Origin of the sequence: Paenibacillus nanchangensis, from assembly GCF_046543445.1 — a bacterium.
GTDB classification, from domain to species: domain Bacteria; phylum Bacillota; class Bacilli; order Paenibacillales; family Paenibacillaceae; genus Paenibacillus_AQ; species Paenibacillus_AQ nanchangensis.
In genome coordinates this window covers 111,409-130,637 of record NZ_JBHOFD010000016.1, presented here as the reverse complement: position 1 = coordinate 130,637, position 19,229 = coordinate 111,409, and the positions used below count along the sequence as shown (strand labels likewise).

The 19,229-nt window shown below is 48.0% G+C and carries 18 protein-coding genes; 2 read left to right on the top strand and 16 right to left on the bottom strand.

Annotation, left to right across the window (positions count from 1 at the left end; translation table 11 throughout):
- From ACE6ED_RS14775 to ACE6ED_RS14710, 14 genes are all read right to left on the bottom strand, one after another.
- The gene (locus ACE6ED_RS14775) at positions 1-918 is read right to left on the bottom strand and encodes a glycosyltransferase (protein ID WP_410827951.1); all 918 of its coding nucleotides are present in this window, start codon (positions 916-918) and stop codon (positions 1-3) included.
- A gap of 287 nt (positions 919-1,205) precedes the next feature.
- Positions 1,206-1,472, bottom strand: coding sequence for an acyl carrier protein (locus ACE6ED_RS14770; RefSeq protein ID WP_410827950.1), 267 nt, complete (start codon positions 1,470-1,472; stop codon positions 1,206-1,208).
- 14 nt (positions 1,473-1,486) lie between these two features.
- Positions 1,487-2,476 carry a U32 family peptidase gene (locus ACE6ED_RS14765; protein WP_410827949.1) on the bottom strand — a complete coding sequence of 330 codons (990 nt, stop codon included), beginning with the start codon at positions 2,474-2,476 and terminating at the stop codon, positions 1,487-1,489.
- 176 nt (positions 2,477-2,652) lie between these two features.
- Entirely contained in the window at positions 2,653-3,738 is a 1,086-nt protein-coding gene (locus ACE6ED_RS14760; protein ID WP_410827948.1) for a glycosyltransferase, read from the bottom strand.
- 121 nt (positions 3,739-3,859) lie between these two features.
- Positions 3,860-4,780 carry an NAD-dependent epimerase/dehydratase family protein gene (locus ACE6ED_RS14755; RefSeq protein WP_410827947.1) on the bottom strand — a complete coding sequence of 307 codons (921 nt, stop codon included), beginning with the start codon at positions 4,778-4,780 and terminating at the stop codon, positions 3,860-3,862.
- The gene (locus ACE6ED_RS14750) at positions 4,777-6,252 is read right to left on the bottom strand and encodes a class I adenylate-forming enzyme family protein (protein WP_410827946.1); all 1,476 of its coding nucleotides are present in this window, start codon (positions 6,250-6,252) and stop codon (positions 4,777-4,779) included. The genes ACE6ED_RS14755 and ACE6ED_RS14750 overlap by 4 nt, the downstream gene beginning before the upstream one ends.
- Positions 6,253-6,265: 13 nt before the next feature.
- Positions 6,266-7,060, bottom strand: coding sequence for an ABC transporter permease (locus ACE6ED_RS14745; RefSeq protein WP_410827945.1), 795 nt, complete (start codon positions 7,058-7,060; stop codon positions 6,266-6,268).
- A 4-nt stretch (positions 7,061-7,064) separates the two neighbouring features.
- Positions 7,065-7,856, bottom strand: coding sequence for an ABC transporter permease (locus ACE6ED_RS14740; RefSeq protein WP_410827944.1), 792 nt, complete (start codon positions 7,854-7,856; stop codon positions 7,065-7,067).
- The gene (locus ACE6ED_RS14735; protein ID WP_410827943.1) at positions 7,853-8,860 is read right to left on the bottom strand and encodes an ABC transporter ATP-binding protein; all 1,008 of its coding nucleotides are present in this window, start codon (positions 8,858-8,860) and stop codon (positions 7,853-7,855) included. The genes ACE6ED_RS14740 and ACE6ED_RS14735 overlap by 4 nt, the downstream gene beginning before the upstream one ends.
- Positions 8,857-10,005, bottom strand: a complete 1,149-nt coding sequence (locus ACE6ED_RS14730; RefSeq protein WP_410827942.1) for a DegT/DnrJ/EryC1/StrS family aminotransferase — start codon at positions 10,003-10,005, stop codon at positions 8,857-8,859. Before ACE6ED_RS14730 ends, ACE6ED_RS14735 begins: the two co-directional genes overlap by 4 nt.
- A 12-nt stretch (positions 10,006-10,017) precedes the next feature.
- Entirely contained in the window at positions 10,018-10,878 is an 861-nt protein-coding gene (locus tag ACE6ED_RS14725; protein ID WP_410827941.1) for a hypothetical protein, read from the bottom strand.
- A gap of 21 nt (positions 10,879-10,899) precedes the next feature.
- A complete protein-coding gene (locus tag ACE6ED_RS14720) occupies positions 10,900-11,595 on the bottom strand; it encodes a hypothetical protein (RefSeq protein ID WP_410827940.1) in 696 nt (231 codons plus the stop codon).
- Positions 11,592-12,794: an FAD-binding protein gene (locus ACE6ED_RS14715; RefSeq protein ID WP_410827939.1), complete on the bottom strand. Its 1,203-nt coding sequence runs from the start codon at positions 12,792-12,794 to the stop codon at positions 11,592-11,594. Before ACE6ED_RS14715 ends, ACE6ED_RS14720 begins: the two co-directional genes overlap by 4 nt.
- Positions 12,791-13,603 carry an electron transfer flavoprotein subunit beta/FixA family protein gene (locus ACE6ED_RS14710; protein WP_410827938.1) on the bottom strand — a complete coding sequence of 271 codons (813 nt, stop codon included), beginning with the start codon at positions 13,601-13,603 and terminating at the stop codon, positions 12,791-12,793. The genes ACE6ED_RS14715 and ACE6ED_RS14710 overlap by 4 nt, the downstream gene beginning before the upstream one ends.
- Positions 13,604-13,826: 223 nt before the next feature.
- Here ACE6ED_RS14710 and ACE6ED_RS14705 point away from each other — a divergent pair, with 223 nt between their 5' ends.
- Positions 13,827-14,810 (top strand): hypothetical protein, encoded by a 984-nt coding sequence (locus ACE6ED_RS14705; protein ID WP_410827937.1) that lies wholly within the window; start codon positions 13,827-13,829, stop codon positions 14,808-14,810.
- Between the two features lie 35 nt (positions 14,811-14,845).
- On the top strand, positions 14,846-15,934 hold the full coding sequence (locus tag ACE6ED_RS14700) for a hypothetical protein (RefSeq protein ID WP_410827936.1): 1,089 nt from the start codon (positions 14,846-14,848) through the stop codon (positions 15,932-15,934).
- A gap of 181 nt (positions 15,935-16,115) precedes the next feature.
- Here ACE6ED_RS14700 and ACE6ED_RS14695 read toward each other — a convergent pair whose 3' ends face one another.
- The gene (locus ACE6ED_RS14695) at positions 16,116-16,820 is read right to left on the bottom strand and encodes a glycosyltransferase family 2 protein (protein WP_410827935.1); all 705 of its coding nucleotides are present in this window, start codon (positions 16,818-16,820) and stop codon (positions 16,116-16,118) included.
- Between the two features lie 103 nt (positions 16,821-16,923).
- Positions 16,924-19,146 carry an MMPL family transporter gene (locus tag ACE6ED_RS14690; protein WP_410827934.1) on the bottom strand — a complete coding sequence of 741 codons (2,223 nt, stop codon included), beginning with the start codon at positions 19,144-19,146 and terminating at the stop codon, positions 16,924-16,926.
- Positions 19,147-19,229: the final 83 nt, after the last annotated feature.

Below are 19,229 nucleotides of genomic sequence, written 5' to 3'. Positions count from 1 at the left end.
TCACCTTGCCGTAAGTTCAGACTGCAGCATACTCTCCAGATATAACTCGAATTTTTCGGGCTGGGCCTCCATAATAAATTTCTGCGCAGCTGCTTTTGAGGCGGCGGAAATGGATTCATAGAGCGTTTTGTCCGTCAGCAGCCTCCGCAATGTCTCCACCCATAAGGCGTATACGGCAGCGTCCTGTTCGGGAATGACCGGCATAGTGAGTCCCGTTCCTTCATCCTTATAAGTTTCCGTGATTGGCGTAACCGGAAGATTATAGTCCACCCTGCATTTCGATTGCATCAGACCGCCTTGATCGCTTGCAATTACAGGAATGCCTCTTAACATCGCCTCGATTACGGTTTGTCCGAATGCTTCCGCGCAGATTGAAGGATGGAGCCATACCCGCACCTGTTCAAAAATCAAATTCATGTCGCGCTCCGGCTCTAGCAGCGTCACATTAGGAAGAGCGCGTAAAGCGGATTGCTCGTCCTGCTTTAAATTGCCCCAAGTAATGACAGCCGCAAAGGGATAGTCCGGAAAAGCTTGAGCCAGCTTTAGGAAAATGGATAATCCCTTTATCTCCGTAGGGTTGCATATCGCAATGTACCCTTTAGCAAAATTGTGGAACGTCGGAAACACACCGTTCCCATAAATCGGGAAGCGTAGCGAAACAGCATTGCTGTACCCGCCCCACTCAGTGATATATCGGGCTACGAAATCACTGTCGCCGATAAACCCGGAGACATGGACAAGCTCCTCCCGGAGCAGCGGGTTATCGATCCAGCTATGCGGTCCAAAAGGGAGAGTAATTACGTCATGACAGATGACAATTAATTTTGTTGCGCTTCCGGCCACAAGCTTGATTCCAGCAGCAACCATGGTATGGTAAGCCATATTAACCAGAACCACATCCGGCTTACTTTTACTCATTACATTTCCCGCTGTTCTATATAAGTGCATAACACTTGTAGTAAAATGGCATTCTACACCGTTCACTGTTCCCCTAAGACAATGCGCTGAACGATTGATATCTTGTACCCCATGTTCCAGCAGCTGTTCCTCTACCTGCGTTAGTGACTCCCCCTGGTCCATCAGGTGAACTACAGTGCATTGATGTCCCCTGGCTGCCAGTGACTCAAATACAGCGCGGTTAGCTTTAACCGCCCCCTGGTAATAGGCAAAGTAAGCGCCTTCCGAAAGAAACAAAAGATTCATCGTCAGCTGCTCACCCTTTCCGACTGTCCTTCAATGTACGCCGTCAGTTTCCCGGTATCATTTAATAGTTCCAGCGCCAGGTCATCATCTTCAATAACGATTCCCAGCTGCTGCTCAATCTTAACAATGATCTGCAAAGCAATCAGGGAGTCCATATGAAAGGCTTCAAGCAGGTCTGTGTGAGCTTCGAGCTCTTCGATCGTAACCTCTTTGCTTAAGACCTCTGAAAAAATAGCGGCCAGCTTACCCAAAATTCCCTTGTTCTGCATGGGTTTATCTCCTCTCAAAAAACTTTTGGTTGCCGTTCCGCCGTATCCTGTACCAGCTGCTGCAGCATGGTTAAGCCCTTGGACTTGGCAGAAGGATCAGGGAACGAAAGCGCTTCAGCAGCATACTGATCACAATACCCGCACACTGTACAATCTAGCGAACGGCAATCTATCTCTTTGAAATAATCAATAAATCCCTCCAGCTTAGCGTTATCAATATAAACATCCAATAAGGTCAGGGCACGGATACTGTGGCGGCTCATCTGCTTGTGCCGGGGGACATCCGCCTTTTCTCGGGAAACCGCAGTGGCCGCTCTGCGATGGTTGGTATGAACGATGTTCAGAATATCGGCCAGATTGCCCGCATACTGCTTGTCATGATAGGCTTTTGCCGCCTGCAACAGCCAGGCGGTTGATTTCGATCGGTCCGTCAGCTTAAAGCGGCGAATGCCAATCTTTTCGTATTCGGTCAAGTCCTCGGGTCTGATCCAACGCGCCTTCATGATATTCCCCGGATCATTAAATTTCTCGTATGTGCACTTGACAGAGCAATAATCCATAAAGCTTTGATGATCTGTGCCCCGGTTAGAGGAGCCGTGGCTCATTACATTGTCATGGTAGACCTGCATGGGGCATTCATAAAGACAAGTCTGATTGACAATAACCTGGATTTCACATTCAACGCTGTTCTGTATACGTTCAAGCAGCCGGAAATCCCTGGCTATGTTCTCTCTTACGGTGATCTCTTTGACGCCCATTGCATCAAAGTATTTCGCGCGTTCAACACTTTCGACCACAGCAAAGGAGGATATACTTACTTTGATTTCAGGATGTCTTCTCCTGCAAATGTCCAATAGCAGCGGATTAGCTAAGGTGATCCAGTCCACGCCAATATCCGCAGCCCAATCCATTTGATCTACAATTTGCCGGTAGCCCTCATCTTCATACTCTCTGTTTCCCAGACAGGAGCTGTTCATCAAGTAGTTAAATTCTTTTTTGTACATATGAGCCCGCTTAACTGCTTGTTCAATATCGCTCCGCGTGCTTGTCGGCATAGCCGCAGCCGATCTTCCGCTGCCGCAGCCTTCTTGGGAAGAGCCGCCGAAGAAGCAGCTGATATGTTCATATCCGCCCAGCTCGTCAATAAGCTGGATATCGCCGTTATAGGGAACAGATAACTTCATAAAATTTCACCTGCCAGCTGTTTTTTTTGTGCCAACGAAATTAGTGCAGCGCAGCAATTCTCTGTTCCGCTTAAGGACCTCAGCTTGGACATATAACGGTCCCGAAGCTCCGCCGCGTCCTCGGTCAGCGCTGTCTGAACTATCTTGCGGATACGACTGGGCCTGAACGCTTGAACAGGCAGCTTGTAAGTGAGGCCAAGATTTTGGAGTTGTGTGCTGTTATAGTCCCGTTCAAAATGCTGGCCGGGAATCGCTATGCTAGGAAGTCCATACAGCATTGTCGTAAGCATGGTATCTTGTCCGCCATGGAAAATGACCAGAGAGGCTTCCGGCATAATCTCAGCAGCAGGAATAAACCAGTGGAATTGAATATTGTCAGTATTGTCGGGAAGCTCCTTAAGTTCATAATGAAATCCGCATAAGCAGGCAACACGGTAAGGCTGTTTGTCAAAAATCTCCTTGACCATCTCAATATAAATTAAGGGGGGGATCGCACTTACACTTAAATAGATGAAAATCAGCGGCTTATCCTGCCAGTCCGGATGCCACTGCAAACTTGAGGCCTGGTCTACCTTTAAATCCAGAATGTAACCAGCAAAATCGCATTCCTTTAACGCATCCAGCTCAGGTTCCAGTTCGGGCAGCGTAGGTGCCATTTGAATCGTAGCTCTTGAGAATAATAATTCTGCCAGATTTGAAACAGGTTCCTGTGAATACTCCGCCAACACTTCGTTGAAAGCAGCTATGGCTTTCGCAGACCCTGGATACTGCAAATTGGCCGGAAAGGCAGGATGGCTTGGCCAGCTTGCAATCATCAAAGTGGGGATCTGGGCAACGGCTGCTGAAATAGAAGCGCTCGGCCGGGACTCGGCAAAAATAGCATCCGGTTGAAAAGTCTGTATCGCTTTTAGTTCCGCCTCAACCGCTTGACGAATAAAACCAGGTTCCGCCATTCCCGTCCACTCCACATAATCGGCAGCGCTGCGAACGTCTCCAGAATCTCCTGAAGGAAGAGGAATCGGATAATCAAAAACCTGAAAGCCGTTGGTGCGGACAAATTCTGCAAGCTTGCCGCCAACCACAAAGCTGACTGTGCATCCCTCACTTTGCAGAACTTTGGCAATTCCCAGTGTTTTGCTTACGGACCCTACGGAGCCGGAACTGGGGGGACTCGGAAGGAGCAAAATTCTAGGCGGACTCACATCATCTCACCTCGCTTTGATTGAGCATTTCTTCTATTAGATATGGAATTGCCTGAATGTAAGTAGGGTATTCCAGCCGTACGCCGGCATAGTGTTTAATTTTCTCGTTTGCCATCCGTACGGATAAGGCGCGTAAACCATGTATACTTAGCCGGATACGCTCAGGCACAGCATCGGGGGAGATCCACTGTATTTCAGCCAATTGAACGTATTTTTGAATTTCTTTTATTAGTTGTTCCTGTGTGAGAGGCAGATCATCGCTTACATTATAGACCTCTTGTACTGCCAGACTGCTCCAGGCCAACTGCATGATTGAAACAACATCGTCTATATGCGCTTTGGAAGAATAATTGCTTCCATCTCCCAGCATCTGTGCGCTCCGCATAAATTGCCGAATATAGTTATGCTCATGCGGGCCGTACACTTCGGCGATCCTGAGAATGATATAAGACCAACTGCCCTGTGTGCAGTGTTGCTGGACCAGACGTTCCATTTCGAGTGTAAGTCTCCCAAAAGGATGAACAGGATCGCACTGTGCGGATTCATCAGCCACAAATTCGCTGCCGCTCCCATATACAGCCCCATTGCTAGCCGCTATGAATTTACCATCTGTTCCGCTGGACCTAAGCTGATCCAGCAAATTTCTTGTTCCCTCCACATACAGCTGACTCATCCGGGATATAGAAGCGGAATGTTTACCTGCAAGATGATACACAACGTCAATATCCTCAGCTATGCCGTCCAGCGTTTCAGGGCACAGCATGTCGCCTACCCACAATTCCATACCCAGCTGTGCAAGTGTTTGGCCAACCTCTATTTCTTTCGGCAATACTAGCCCTCTGACGCTATGGCCCTGCTCAAGCAAACGGGTTGTTAATCTGCTTCCGATAAATCCGCTGCAGCCTGTCACAAGAAATCTCATGGTGTCGGGATATGCCCAACGGCTTGATTTTGATTTCTCAGCTTCTTGCCGTAACGGCCCTTTGGAATACTATCTGTCCATTTGATAACTCTGGGCACCTTATGCCCCGGGAGTCTTGCTGAACAGAATTTGATAATATCGTCATCCGGCACCCTGGCGTTCAGCGGCACAATTTCCGCAATCAGCTTGCTGCCATAATATTTGTCGGCAATGCCATATACAAGCGCTTCTTTAATACCGTTATGGAGCAGCAGGACCTGTTCAATCTCTGTTGGATTTACCAAGTGGCCGCCTACATTGATGTTGTCAGAAAGCCTTCCCGACAAATAAAGAAACCCCTGTTCATCCAACCTGCCCAGATCGCCCGTACGAACCCAGCCTTGCTGAAAAACCTCCGCTTGAAGTTCGGGCTGTCTGTAATATCCGGAAGATATGTGAGCGCCGCTGACCCATATTTCTCCTTCCTCTCCGGCAGCAACCTCGTGCCCCTCCGGATCCAGCAGCCGGACGGAAACTCCCGGATGCGGCTGCCCTACTGAAGCTTTGATCAGCTCATACTGATTTGAACCATTATAAGCAATCGCTCCTCCTTCGGAAGAACAGAACAATGAGCGGATAGATTTTCCCGTCAGCTTATAGAAGTCGTTAAAAGTCGCTGCATCCAGATGGGCAGAACAGCTAATACACAATCTCACGTTGTCCCAAGCGACACTTGACGATGACACGACAGACTCATTAAGCAAAGCATATAGATAAGGAACCGCGAAAAAAATGGTTATCTCTTGACGTTTGATTTGTTCAAAGATTCTGGCAGGCATTGTACCCTTCGACATAACTAAAGCAGCACCCGCGCAAAGGGCCGGAAGTACAGCAGTAGTTAGTGCTGCGGGCAGCCAAGGGGACAGGGGGGTAAACAGCCTGTCACTTGGAGTCATCTCCATCCCTCGGCAGATGGACATCACATTATGATAGATGGCCTGATGACTGAACTGTACGCATTTAGGCAGCCCGGTTGTTCCTGAGGTATAAAAATTCAAAGCCATATCTTGATCCCGCTCTTCATCTGCAAATGACGCTGCCGCCTTAAAGATAAATATCGGCGATCTTAGCAACAGTTCAAGCCGGCTGCCGGTCTCAGGATCCATAGGATCGCAAATTAAATAATGGCATTGTCCTGTCGAGACCATTTTCTCCAGTTCCGGCAAGTTCTTTGCTGGTTCAAACGGGATCGGGATGGCTCCAGTACGCCAGCAAGCGAGCCATATTTTGATAAAAACAGTTTTATCTGCAACGGCTACTGCAACTCTACTTCCAGGCCCGATTCCCGCAAGATCCAGCTCCTTACTGCAGAGCTCCAGCTCCCGCCGGAGTTCTGCATAGGTGAGCTTTGTTCCTTCATAATCAATAGCGGTACGCCCGGGATACTCCGAGCAATTGAAGTCAATCAAGTTCAATATGGAAGAAGTGTCCAATTAAATTCCTCCTTCAGCTTGAAGCACTTGCATATTTTTTTACCGCTCGCTTAAAAAATAGGCTAGCCAGAACCAGAAGAGCCGCGGCAAGCAAGCTGCCACCGAATAAATAGGTCAGACTGGCTCTGCCCACCAATGCCTCCGCAGGAATAGAGACAATAAAGGCGACTGGAATGACCCAGGTAAGTACTAACTGGATAGGTTTTTGATAAACATTGACCGGAAATCTCCCCATCTGCATAATATTGTCGAATATACTCAGCATCGGACTTCCGGCATACCAAAACGCCAAGGAGCTTAATAACAGCAGAATCGAATATAGCAGCAGTAATGCATTGAAGATGGCCCAAACAAACATCAGGCAGGAGGATACACTTATTTCTTCCGGCATTTGGGCAACACCCAGCACCATGACCGCTATTCCCACCACAACATCAAATAGATTCAGCGGTGACCAGTATCTCGTACTCACATAAAATTGAGTTTCAATAGGTTTGACCAGTGTCAAGTCAAATCCGCCGGTCCACAGCTCCCCATCCATCCCGGCCAATGAGCCCAGGCTTGGACCGACAAACAGGTTTTTCATTGCCAAAATAAAATAGTACACACCCGACAATGCCAGCGTATCCGCAAAAGTCCAGCTGTTAAGTGAATTTGTGTTGGAAAACAGAATTGCGATCCCGCCAATGGTCCCTGTTAAATTAATTGCGGTATACAAAATTTTGATTAAAAAGTCACCGCGGAATGACGCTTCCTTTAGAAGCGCTGTTGAGAAAAACAATTTCAGCAAACGCAAATATCTCAGCATGCTTCTACCCTCCCACGGCCATGTATGCGCGAATCCCTTTTTTCCACACAATACGGTTGCAAATGATGATAACGATTGCCCAAACCAGCTGAACAATGACGCCAAAAAGCAGCTGCGAACGATCCAACTTCCCAAGAGCAAACTCTATGGGAAAGCTGATCATATATTGAAAAGGCAAGTAATCGGAAATCTTCTGCATAAATCCCGGAAGCAGCGACGAAGGTGCCACCTGTCCGGCCAGCAGAAATACCAAGGTGTCATTAATTGCAAGCAGTGAGCTGATTTTATTGGTAAAAAACGCAAACAGGGAAAGCGTATAGGCCAGCATGAATCTAATAATTTGAGCCATAAGAAGAAGATACACAGCCACCAGCAAATCGAGACCAGATATAGCCAACCTGAAGTTCATAAAAATGGCGGCCATCCCGGCAATAAAAATAACAAAAGGCATACAGACGATCTTAACAGCCAAATCTGATGCAACCACATCGTAAAAAGGCGATATTGGCCGGAGCAATACGATCGACATCTTGCCGCCATAGATTTGATCGCCAACCGTCCAGTGCGAGGTAGGGTAGGTCAGCTGATTCACGAGAATTAACAGAATATAATATCTGACAAAATCCTGTTGAGTAAAGCCTGTTATGCTACCGTCTCCCGCGGCAACAGTCCAAACAAACATATAGATGGCAGGTCCCATCATCCAACCAAGCGCCAATGTCCAGAAAAAGCCTTTTTCGGCCATAAACCCGAACATGGTCCTACGTATCAGTGCAAAACCTCCGCGAAAATTCAAAGCAGCCTCCCCTCTCGATACACTTCATCAATTACTGAATCGATTGGAGCATCATTGATGGTGACATTTCCGATGCTATAGCTGTTAAAGATGTCGGATACAATGACAGGAACAGCTTCCTTCTGAATTTTAAACAATACGTAGCTCTCGGCTAGCTCCATGACCTGCAGGCTGTCGGGAAACTTTACCTTTAGCTCTTCGATGGTGTCCGTTACGTCTTCATCCATAAAGCTGACCTTAAGAATGCGGTAGGGAGCGATCTTGCCGCTTAGCTGCTCCAGCGACCCGTCGTATAACAGTTTGCCTTGATTGATCAGTACAACCCGTTTGCAAAGAGAAGCGATATCTTCCATATAATGGCTGGTGAGCAGGATAGTAGTTTCATGTTTTTGGTTGTACTCCTTAATAAAACTGCGCAGCCGCAGCTGCATGCTGACATCCAGTCCCAATGTAGGCTCATCCAGGAACAAAACTCGCGGCTGGTGTAACAATGCGGCCGTTAATTCACACTTGGAGCGTTCTCCCAAAGAAAGATTCCGCGCCTGATTTTTAAGCAAATGCCCGATATCCAGCAGTTCTGTCAGCTCATTGAGTCTTTGTTTAAAATCGGTGTCTGAAACCCCGTAGATCTCCTTCATAACAAAAAAAGAGTCCTCAACCGTAATGTCCCAGGTTAACGTTGATTTGTTGCCCATTACCATACTGATGTTGCGCAGAAACTTATGCTGACGCTCCCACGGTTTGAAGCCATAGACGGAAATGCTGCCTGATGTCGGATACAGGATCCCGGAAAGCATCTTAAGCGTGGTCGTTTTACCCGCGCCGTTAGGTCCGATGAACCCGACAATTTCTCCAGGCTCAACCTTGAGGTTAATGCCCTTTACCGCCTCAACTTCGTTGTACTTCATCTTGATCAGACTTTTGAATGCATGTCTTAGCCCATGCTCTCTGACAGGAATACGATAGACTTTCCTTAGATTCTCAATAACAATTCCCTCGTTCATTGCTGCCCCCTTACCTCCGCTACAACACTTGAAAATACAGCTAAAACATACTCGATCTGCTCATCACTTAAATTGGGATAGATAGGCAAGCAGATATGCCGCCTACAGTACTCATCCGCCAGTGGATATTCCCCGCTAAACTGCAGGGAAGAAGCAATTGGCTGCCTATGAAGCGGTGTTCCGTAAACCTCCCCTTGGAGCGAGACGCCTTTCTCTTTGAGTCTGCGCTTCAAATCGGAGCTTTCAATGTCCGCGGGCAAAATAACAATGTATTTATACCAGCTGCATCTGTCCTGCGGTTTCACAATTTCAAAATCGGGAAGATTCATCGTAAAGAAGGAAGTATACCGGTCGGCGATCGCCTCACGTTGCTCGATAATCGCGTCAAGCCGCTCAAACTGAGTGAGTGCTACTGCAGCTGTGATGTCGCTCATGCGATAATTGTTGCCCAGCGAAGTATGGTAGGTCTCCCAAGGCTGAGGCTTGCCATGATTTCGGAACATTCGCAGCTTCTCCGCCATGGAATGATCGCTTGTTACGATGATCCCTCCTTCACCCGAGGTAATGATCTTCGTGGCAAAAAAGGAGTAGCTTCCGGCAATCCCGAAAGCTCCCGCGCCTTTTCCTGACATCCTGCTGCCATGCGCATGCGCGGCATCTTCAAACAACCAGAGACCCTGCTCTTCGCACCATTGCCTGATTTCTTCAATCTCCGGAGTAATAATTCCGCCGATATGTACGATAATCACGCCCCGGGTACGGCTTGTGACCTGCTTCTTTATTTCAGCCAACGATACCGAAAAAGTAAGGGGATCGATATCTACAAGGCGGACATGACCTCCGGCAAACAGCACACTGGAAGCCGTGGCCATGAACGTATTTGCCGGGACCAGCACTTCTTGCCCCTTTACTTCGAGCACATTCATTGCCGCCTCAAGAGCACTTGTGCCCGAATTTACCGCAATAGCATGCGGAACCCCCACGTACCGGGCAAAACGTTCCTCCAGCTCTTGTACATACCTGCCTTGGCTCAGCGCCCCCCTCGATAAACAGTCATCAATCCGCTCCAAAATGATACGCCGCTCCTGCTCGGAAAATGCAATATTGAGTGCGGGCACATCCAAAACTTTTTGTGTCAGATGCATAAGGGTCCTCCTCTACCAGTCATAAACTACTGTTTTCCCTTCAAACAAGCCTTCCGCCGCGTGCAAAATAAATTGCTCCATATGTTCCACATGAATATGTTGGGCAATCAGACCGGTTACATTAAACTCTTGTTTTCTGATTCTGCGGGAGATTTCCTGAACATGGTCATGCGTTATCGATTCCTTGATTATTTCTGGTCTGGTCAAATCAATAAATCGTATGTGCCGGTCTGGCGGATAACTTTTTAAAGCAGAATGGTGGCGAACCTGTGCGAGCAGGTCACAATCAAGCGCAACAATGGCCGTTTCCTCACAACCCCATACCCCGCTGTCCAATCCGGCCCATATCTGATTCCTGTCCGTCTTCGTTTCCATTGTGAATCCTAACTTTCCTTCCAGCTCAAGCAGCCTCAGCAAAAGCTTCCCCAGCAGTCCCCTCCCCCACAGCTCAACTGTCCTGATATTTTCATCATCCAGTTCTTCATACGCGCTCAGTGCAACACACAATAATGGCATAAATGCGGCAGCCACGGGGTCCAGATCGTTGGAGATAAAGATCTGTCCGCTCATCCCGCTTTGCAGGGGTAACCATACATCCTTTGAATAATGCGGAGAAAATACAAGTGTTTGGCCTGTACGATGTTCTGTTCCAGGCCCCGCCTTAGCCACTACCCCGACACTGGAGTAAGGATAATGTCCGGGTAAATGGCAGGATCCGTGTAAAATCTGTAAACAGGAAGGATCCTTCTCAGTTCCCGTTAGAGTAAACCGGTTGGTAATGAATAACTCGTTGGGACCCGGTTCCGCCTGGCCAGCAACATGAATCGGAGTGACCGGCTGATGAGGCTCCGGAGCGCAATACCTATTGTACATAGCCGAAAGACTCTCCTTCATTTAAATATGATCAGGTATCCAGGTATATCGTCCGCCCACCATAGGAGAGTGGAAATTCGGCATCCAGCCATGGGCTGTAAACTCGCTTGCTGAGTCAAAACCGGCCACAAGCAACGCCTTTCCCTCATATTTGCCGTTGGTTATCCACGTCTTTGTTTTGGTATCCGGCGTCTCTCCTGTTATGTGCCTCATACGTGCGACAAATACCAGGTACCGCTCCAGGCTCATTCCCAATTTTCCGGTCTTCTTGTATGTACGCTGAATCTCTACCGCCGTTCGGTCCAGCATTTCCGGCTCAGTTGTGCGCGGCGCTGTAAACCAAAAATCTTCAACTTCCGGGGTCGCAGCAACCAGTTCACTCTCCAGCGTCCAGTTGCGGATATTAAACAAACAGCCCAGCTGCTTGCGGCTGATGCCTTGGGGCACACATAAAACAATCTCGTTTCTCTGCTCCGCCTCCTTCAGTTCTTCTCTTGTAAACTGCGGCATCCGAAGTGAAAATTTCCGCCTGCTGATATGTTCGATTCCTAATGTTCTGTACCAGTCTTCCATCTCGCTTCGGATATATTCCGGAGAGTAGGCATCATGAACATTGCTTTGAAATCTAAGCATATCCTCCTTCTGAAGTAACCGCTCATCGAGCATAACTTCAATCGTATGCAGCGTTTGCTGTCTTAACAGCTCCTTCTCAATCATCGTCCGACCTCCTGTAAGGTGTTCAAAGCCGACATAATTTCAGGTATAACTGTAAAAAGGTCTCCAACGATCCCATAATTGGAGTAATCAAAAATAGGCGCGTTCCGGTCAGTATTTATGGCAATAATCATCTCCGAATGCTGCATTCCGACTTTATGCTGAACAGCGCCGGACACTCCGCAGGCAATGTATAGTTTGGGCTTGACCATTTTGCCTGTGAGCCCCACTTGATGCATACTGTCTATCCAACCAGACTCCACAAGCGGCCTTGTAACCGCTACCTTACCGCCAAGCGTATCCGCAAGCGCATAAATTAAACGAAGATTGTCCGCGTTCTGAATTCCCCTTCCGGCCGCAACAATAATATCTGTGCTCTCAATGCTCTCCTTGTTCACAGCTTCTTCAATTACTCCTAAGAACTTCAGAATGGACGGGTTATAGGAATACCGGGAGCTTAGATCAACGATTTTGCCTTGAACCATCTGTGCGATAACGGCTTTTGGATAATAATTGGTTTTTACAGTTGCCATCTGCGGCCGTCTTACCGGTATTTTTATCTCAGCAAACTGCGCTCCCATTTGCGTCGCTCTGGTAACAATAAAATCCTTGTGATCAGGCCCCACCTTTAAGTCGGTACAATCGGCGCACAGCCCCGTCCGCAGGCGGACGGCAACTCTGGGGAAGATAGATTTGCCCCAGGCGGTAGCCATACAAAGCACGATATCCGGCCTTTTGTCCAAGAGCACCGCAGAAATCAAATCATAATGAGTGTCTTCCGCGTAAAGATGAACTTCCGGCTTGTCCACCACCCACACCTCGTCTAGTCCCCACTGGAGCATCTGGCAGGCAAGGTCTTCTGCACCCTCTCCAATAACCAATGCATAAATGTGCTGTCCTCCCATTGTCTGAAGCTGTTTTGCCACGCTTACCAGTTCCGGGAAATATGGAGAGAGTTCACCTTCAGCATGTTCCACAACGAGACAAATACCTTCACTCTCCGGCAGCGGCTGTTTGGGCTCCTGAATCCTGTCCGTTATAACAATGGCATTGTTGGGACAGCAGGATACGCAGATTGCGCAATAAGTACAAGCCGTATCATCGATTTGCAGCCCCGCCTCCTCATCCTTGATTGCGGCGGCGGGACAACGGTTCACACAATGGAGGCAGTATGTGCATTGTTCTTGATCGATCCTAATCATCTGCTCCTAACCTCACTGACTTTGCTGATTATCGGGTCAAGCAATCGGTGATATTCATCGCTTTCCAGCAAAATCCCCTTTCTTACGGAGTATTGTTCATACACGGACACAACTTCCGTAGCCGAACCCGATAGACCGACAGTCTGCGGAGCAAGGTCAAGATCTTGGCAAGACCATACTCGAATCTCTTTTGTTCTGCCGGACAATTTGGCTGCAATTGTTAGCGGTTTCAGATCTGATGCTGATCCTAAACCGCTCATACTTAACACTGCCGGAAGCAGGCAAGATTGCCTAATGGTTACCCCTGCGTCATACCGGCGGTGGAACTGTACCTCATCGGTTGAAAAGTGCTCAACCTGCGTTACATTGATGGCATGAGGAATGCCCAGATATTCACCGATCCCCGGACCTACCTGACCGGTATCACTATCAGTAGAATGGCTGCCCGTGAGAATAAGATCGCAACCCCCAAGCTTCTCTACAGCCCGGGCAAGCGCCAACGACGTCGCCAATGTGTCCGAACCGGCAAAAGAGGGATCGCTTAGCAGAACTGCTTCATCTATTCCATGACCCATGACTTCCTGTAGAGCCGCTTTACAGCCGGACGGCCCCATAGAAATGGCAGTTACGTAGGCATGGCTGCTATTCTTCAGTTCCAATGCTGCATGAATGGCCTGCCTGTCCGGAGAGTTAAGCTGATAAGCTGCTTTCTGCCGTGTATAGATTGAAGGCTTTCGGCCGCCGTCACCGCTGTGTGTGCTATCTCCGTTCACGTGTGCAATAAACTTTAGACAAACTACTATCCGCAATATTCAGCTCCCCCATCTTCTGCAGCTTATTCACCAGAGGTACGTGTGACTAAAAACCATTTTCTTAAATATATTACCAAATACTATTCTCCGCCAGATTAAACCTTCCCTTTATTATCATGATATGATTATGGTCACATAAATGGAATGAAGGATTATTATAGTATAATAATGTAATTTATTTCGCTTTCATTTACATAAAAGGGTATTATGGAGGTATGAATTGAGTAAAATTACATTACCAGTTTCCGATCCATTAGTAAACACTTCCAATATATATGGGACCTTATTTTCCATTATTTCTTCGGATAACCACATATGGCCCTGGGTATTTTCCAACTTCATTCAACTCCGCTTTGTAACGGATTGGGAAACTTATTTTTTCGATAATCATGAATTCCTTGTAGATTATTGCCCCTTTCTCAATAAATTCGTATTACCTAGAACTATCATTTCCAAATGGCCTGCCTTTACTGATTTTGTTGTGGATTCTATTAACGGCAACAACTATGTGTGGTGCCACCTTGACCGGTACTTTTTAACGGCGTATCAAGAATTTGGTCAAGAACACCGCTTTCATGAGACATTAATTTACGGCTATGATCTTGAACGCCAAACCATATGCATTCGAGACAATATCACGGATGGTAAATTTATCGAGGCTGAGTGCTCTTTTTCCGAACTGGAATCCGCCTATGCCTATTTGGCAGGGGAAGAAAATTTCATAACGCGCGTATCCTTGCTTACCAAAATCAACGCTAAATTTGATATAAACGTTGAACAGATCGTCGACAGTTTACAGCGGTATCTGTGCTCCAAGCGCTCTTTTGATATTATTAATCATTCAACTACCAGCATCTACGGGCAGGAGGTGTACCAGCAGCTTATATATCAAATGGAGCACCCTAAAGAGGAAGAACCTGCGCTTGATATTAGAGCCTTTCATCTGTTTTGGGAGCACAAAAAGCTTATGGCTTTACGTCTGGAATACCTTTATCAAAAGGATCTCCTGCCCAAAGGGGATCGCTGGATAGAGCGTTGTAAAGAGCTGGAGGACCGTTCCCTGCTGAACAGAAATGTGGCGCTTCGATACAATTTAACCATGGACCCTAATGTGCTGGTTTCACTTAAGGGTTCTCTATTAAGCATTCAAACAGACGAAGCCAAGTTATTAGGCGAAGTAATAAGTGCGCTTGGATCCAAGTGATTTAATTGAAGAACGCGCAGTTGGAGGGGTGGACATTGCAGGCAGTACAGCCGTTAGAAATGGAATATTACTACAACTCTGAAGGAGCGCCCATTAATGAGGTGCAATCACTGGGGAACTGCTATACCCGAAATATTTTTTTCGTGCTGAGGAGATACATAAAGGACTCCAGTGTATTGTGCAAAATGTTCCTGGATGATTTTAACTTAAAATTAATTACCCATGTTGGCAATGATCATTTTGAATTAGGTTTAAACGAGATTAAAGACCCGGAGGATTACATAATAGTCGGTAATAGACATGTCATTAGCAGTAATGCAGAAGAAGCTATCCGGACAATAGAAAAGCTGTTAGCGAATAACGAAGTTGTATTTGTGAACACACTTATGAAGCGCGTCCCCTTTTACAGAACATTTGAATTAAATCCGGCCTTGGAAACGGACCACATTGTGGATGGCCATATCTTTTTAGTTTTAGGTCAGACAGCCACAGATTTTTATTTCTTAGACAATTATATAAATTATAACAAAGAGTACTTCAAGCCATATCCGCACAACAAAAATATCGGTCAAGATGCGAAGAATTCATTCCGAAATGCATTTAACCGGCAATTCACTTGCTTTACTGTACATCCTAACTATGAAGAGCTTGCCGAGTTGCCCGCCAGAGCCTCGCTCATTCTAAGAACCTCACTAGAGAATTATTATAAGCCCAACTCTAGCACTAATGGGCGTCTGGAATATTTGGGACGTTCGGCCATCCAGGAATTGAATCATTTGTTTGCAAGCGGTCGCTTCATCCTCAATACGAAGATTGCTAACCGCCCCCATGATCTTTACTCTTTAACCCGAACGACGCTCACTCGGCATTCAGACAAAAAAAAGGTGCTGTTGCTGCTGCTTAATTCCTTGAATAATCGAAATGCATTTTGCGATGTCATTCACTGCGCTGAACAAAGCATTGAACAATGGGAAGTATTAAGGAATGCCATGACCAGACAATATATCATAAATGAATTTAAGCTTACTGGCCAGATGGAGCAACACATGGCCAATGTGCTTCATGCGGAAGACCAGTTTTTTCATTCCCTCGAAAAGAATATGGATAATTTATGCCAAATATAGGACAGAACAGGCAGAGCAAAGCATCATATTAAGGCGGAGATGTAGGTGTCGGCCGTTTCCCGGTATTTAATCAGGAAACGGCTGCTTAATCATTCCTAAACTCCTTGACTTATCTGCCTCTTTGTCCCCTACTGATATTTGTCCTCCTCCTAACCCTCTCCGTGTACTTGGGCATTCAACATTAATTTCTTATCCGATACTGCACAACTCTTTTTTTAAGCCACCCTACAACCAAGGCATCTACAACCCCTGCGTAAAACGGCTTTCTTCCATCCGGCTTGGCACCTGCGCGCTTGGCCTCCGTGTGCGTCACCGAAACTTCAATAACGGAAAATCCGTTCATTCTTGCCAAGGTCGGCAGGAATCGGGGCATCCCATTAAAATAATAAAAGCTTTCAGCAACCTCCCGTTTAAACAGCTTCATCGGACATGCTGTATCGCAGAAATGCTCGCCGGTGATCCAATTGCGGATACGGTTCCCTGTGCGCCATGACAGCTTGTTTAACCAGTTTCCTTTGCGGCTCGTCCACTTCCCGTTAATAAAATCGACTTTAGGGATAAACGGCATCAGCCGGAACAGTTCCTTCGGGTCCGTCTGCAGTCCGGCATCCATCAGCGCGATTAGCTCCCCTGAAGATTGCTGGATCCCCGCCCGGATTGCGGCGGCCTGCCCATAATGCCGGTCAAAATGAACGGCTGTTACGGTTTTGTCACCACGGGAGAGCTCATCCAGGATTCGGGCCCCGCCATCTTTGCTTCCGTCGTTTACCAGGATCATTTCATAGTCGACCCCTTCGGCCCGCATTGCCTCTTTTATGCCGAAATAAAGATCGAACAGGTTGGCCTCTGCATTATGGATGGGTACCACCACTGAAACCCGGGTCACGGGAAGCCACCTCCCTTACATTATTTATCAATCAGCATCACCGGAAAAAGGGCCGGTTGATCCGGATAACGCCGGCATGCTGCCGCTCAATACCATTAGCGATTTATTTAGACGGCTCTGTTGAAAAACCAAGCGCCGTACCTGCTGCCGGCCCTTTCCTTTCGGCCGCTTTCATGACTTCCTCGCCTTCCACATCCAAATTCGGCAGCAGTCGGTCCAGCCACTTTGGCAGGTACCAGGCTGAGTTCCCCATCAAGGTCATCACGCCCGGAACAATGAGCATCCGGACAACAAAGGCGTCAAACAAAATTCCGAAGGCGAGCGCAAAGCCCATCACTTTTATGGTAGGGTCTTCCGCCATCATAAATCCGGTAAAGACCGAAATCATGATTAATCCCGCTGCAGTTACCACTCCGCCGCTGTGACGGATACCGGCAAGAACCGATTTTTTGGCATCGCCGCTATGTTTGAACTCCTCACGCATCCGGCTGACCAGGAACACCTCGTAGTCCATGGCGAGCCCAAACAAAATTCCGACAACGATGATCGGCAGAAAATTCAGCACTGGTGATGCGGCGTGAAACCCAAACAGCTTCTGCAAATGCCCATCCTGGATGACATAGGTTACAAATCCTAAGGTTGCACCTAAGGAAAGGATAAAACCGAGAACTGCCTTAATAGGAACCAAAATCGACCGGAATACGACCAGCAACAGCAGGAAAGCCAAACCGACAATAATCAAGCAGAATTTAGGAAGGGCCTGATTGAGCTTCTCGGAGATGTCGATATTAACGGCGGTACTGCCCGTTACCATCACCTCTACAGAAGTGTTCTGCCGGATTTCCGGAGCTTTGGTACGAATCAGCTTCACCAGATCAACCGTCTCCACATCATGAGGACCCGTTGCAGGAATCACGCTGATGAGCGATAAAGTGCCGGAGGGTCCCGGAACAGCCGGGGCGACCGTCCCGATATTGGGATATGTCTTCAGTTCCTCAATGGCACGAGCCAGATTGGCTTCCGCCGCTTGGTCCCCTTCCGTCTTCGCCAGGATCACCAGCGGGCTGTGGTACCCTTTGCCGTAAGCCTCGGTCATCAGGTCGTACGCACGGCGTTCCGTTTTTTCGGTTGATTTCTGCGCATTGTCAGGGATGCCTGTCTCCATGTTAAAAAACGGCAGGGCAATCGTTCCAAGCAGCGCGATCCCCAGCACTACCGCTATCCACGGTTTCCCGGTTACGAACCGGCCCCACAAATTGCTGCGGGATTTGCCGGATTCCCCCTCCAAAGGGTGGTTAGTCTCCATTTTGGCCTTTTTCGCCGCTTTAATTCGTCCGCCCAGCAAATCCAGCAGAGCCGGAACGATAAATATGGCGGTCAGAATCGCAACAAAAACGCACAGCGCACCGGCTACCCCCATCGCTGTCAAAAACGGCACGCCGACGAACGAGAACCCAACAAGAGCAATCATAACCGTAATTCCCGCAAACACCACCGCGCTTCCAGCGGTTCCATTAGCAATGGCAATGGCTTCTCTGCGTTCATATCCCTCGGCCAGCTGCTGCCGGTATCTGGAAATAATAAACAGCGCATAGTCAATACCGACCGCCAGTCCCAGCATTGCGGCAAGGGATAAAGCGAAGGACGGGGTCTCAAAAAGATTGGATCCAATGATGATCAGCATCAGCCCGGTGCCAAGCCCGATCGCCGCCGTTAAAATCGGCAGCACCCCGGTCAGCAGCGACCCAAAGGCGACTGTAAGCACAAGCAGGGCAATCAATACGCCAATTCCTTCCGTCGCACCTCCGATCTCCATCTGCACGTACCCCGAACCGGTCAATTCAGCCTGCCAACCGGCAGCGCGCAGATTATCGGCCGCCTCCAATACCCGTTCCTTCGAAACGTCTGTCACTTCATCCCCGGGAAATTTGTAGGTGATGGCGGCATAACCAATCGTTCCGTCCGCGTTCAAGGAATGATTGTCATATGGACTCACTACGGAGGCAACTGCAGGATCCTCTGCAATTTCCTTGAGCTGCCCGCCGATTTGTTGTTTCGCCGTCTCCGAGGTTAATGTCTCGTGTTCCGGCGCCTTCATCACCAGCTGGATTTTTCCGCTGTTATCCTGCATGGCGGGAAATTCCTTATACATCATCTCCAGCGTCTTTTGTGATTCCAAACCGGGAATGGAGGTCTCTTCTTTAAAATTGGTTCCCATGGATAGCGCCACAGCAGCGGCTGCCAGTAAAATCACTATGCCTCCTATGAGCACCTTCAGGCGGTTTTTAGCCGACCAGAACCCGAGCCGGTATAACATTTTAGCCATTGCAGCATCGTCTCCTCTACTCTGTATCTTGCTTCTGCTCCTATCTTACAGCCGCAGTGGCGGAGGAACATCGTCCGAAAGGG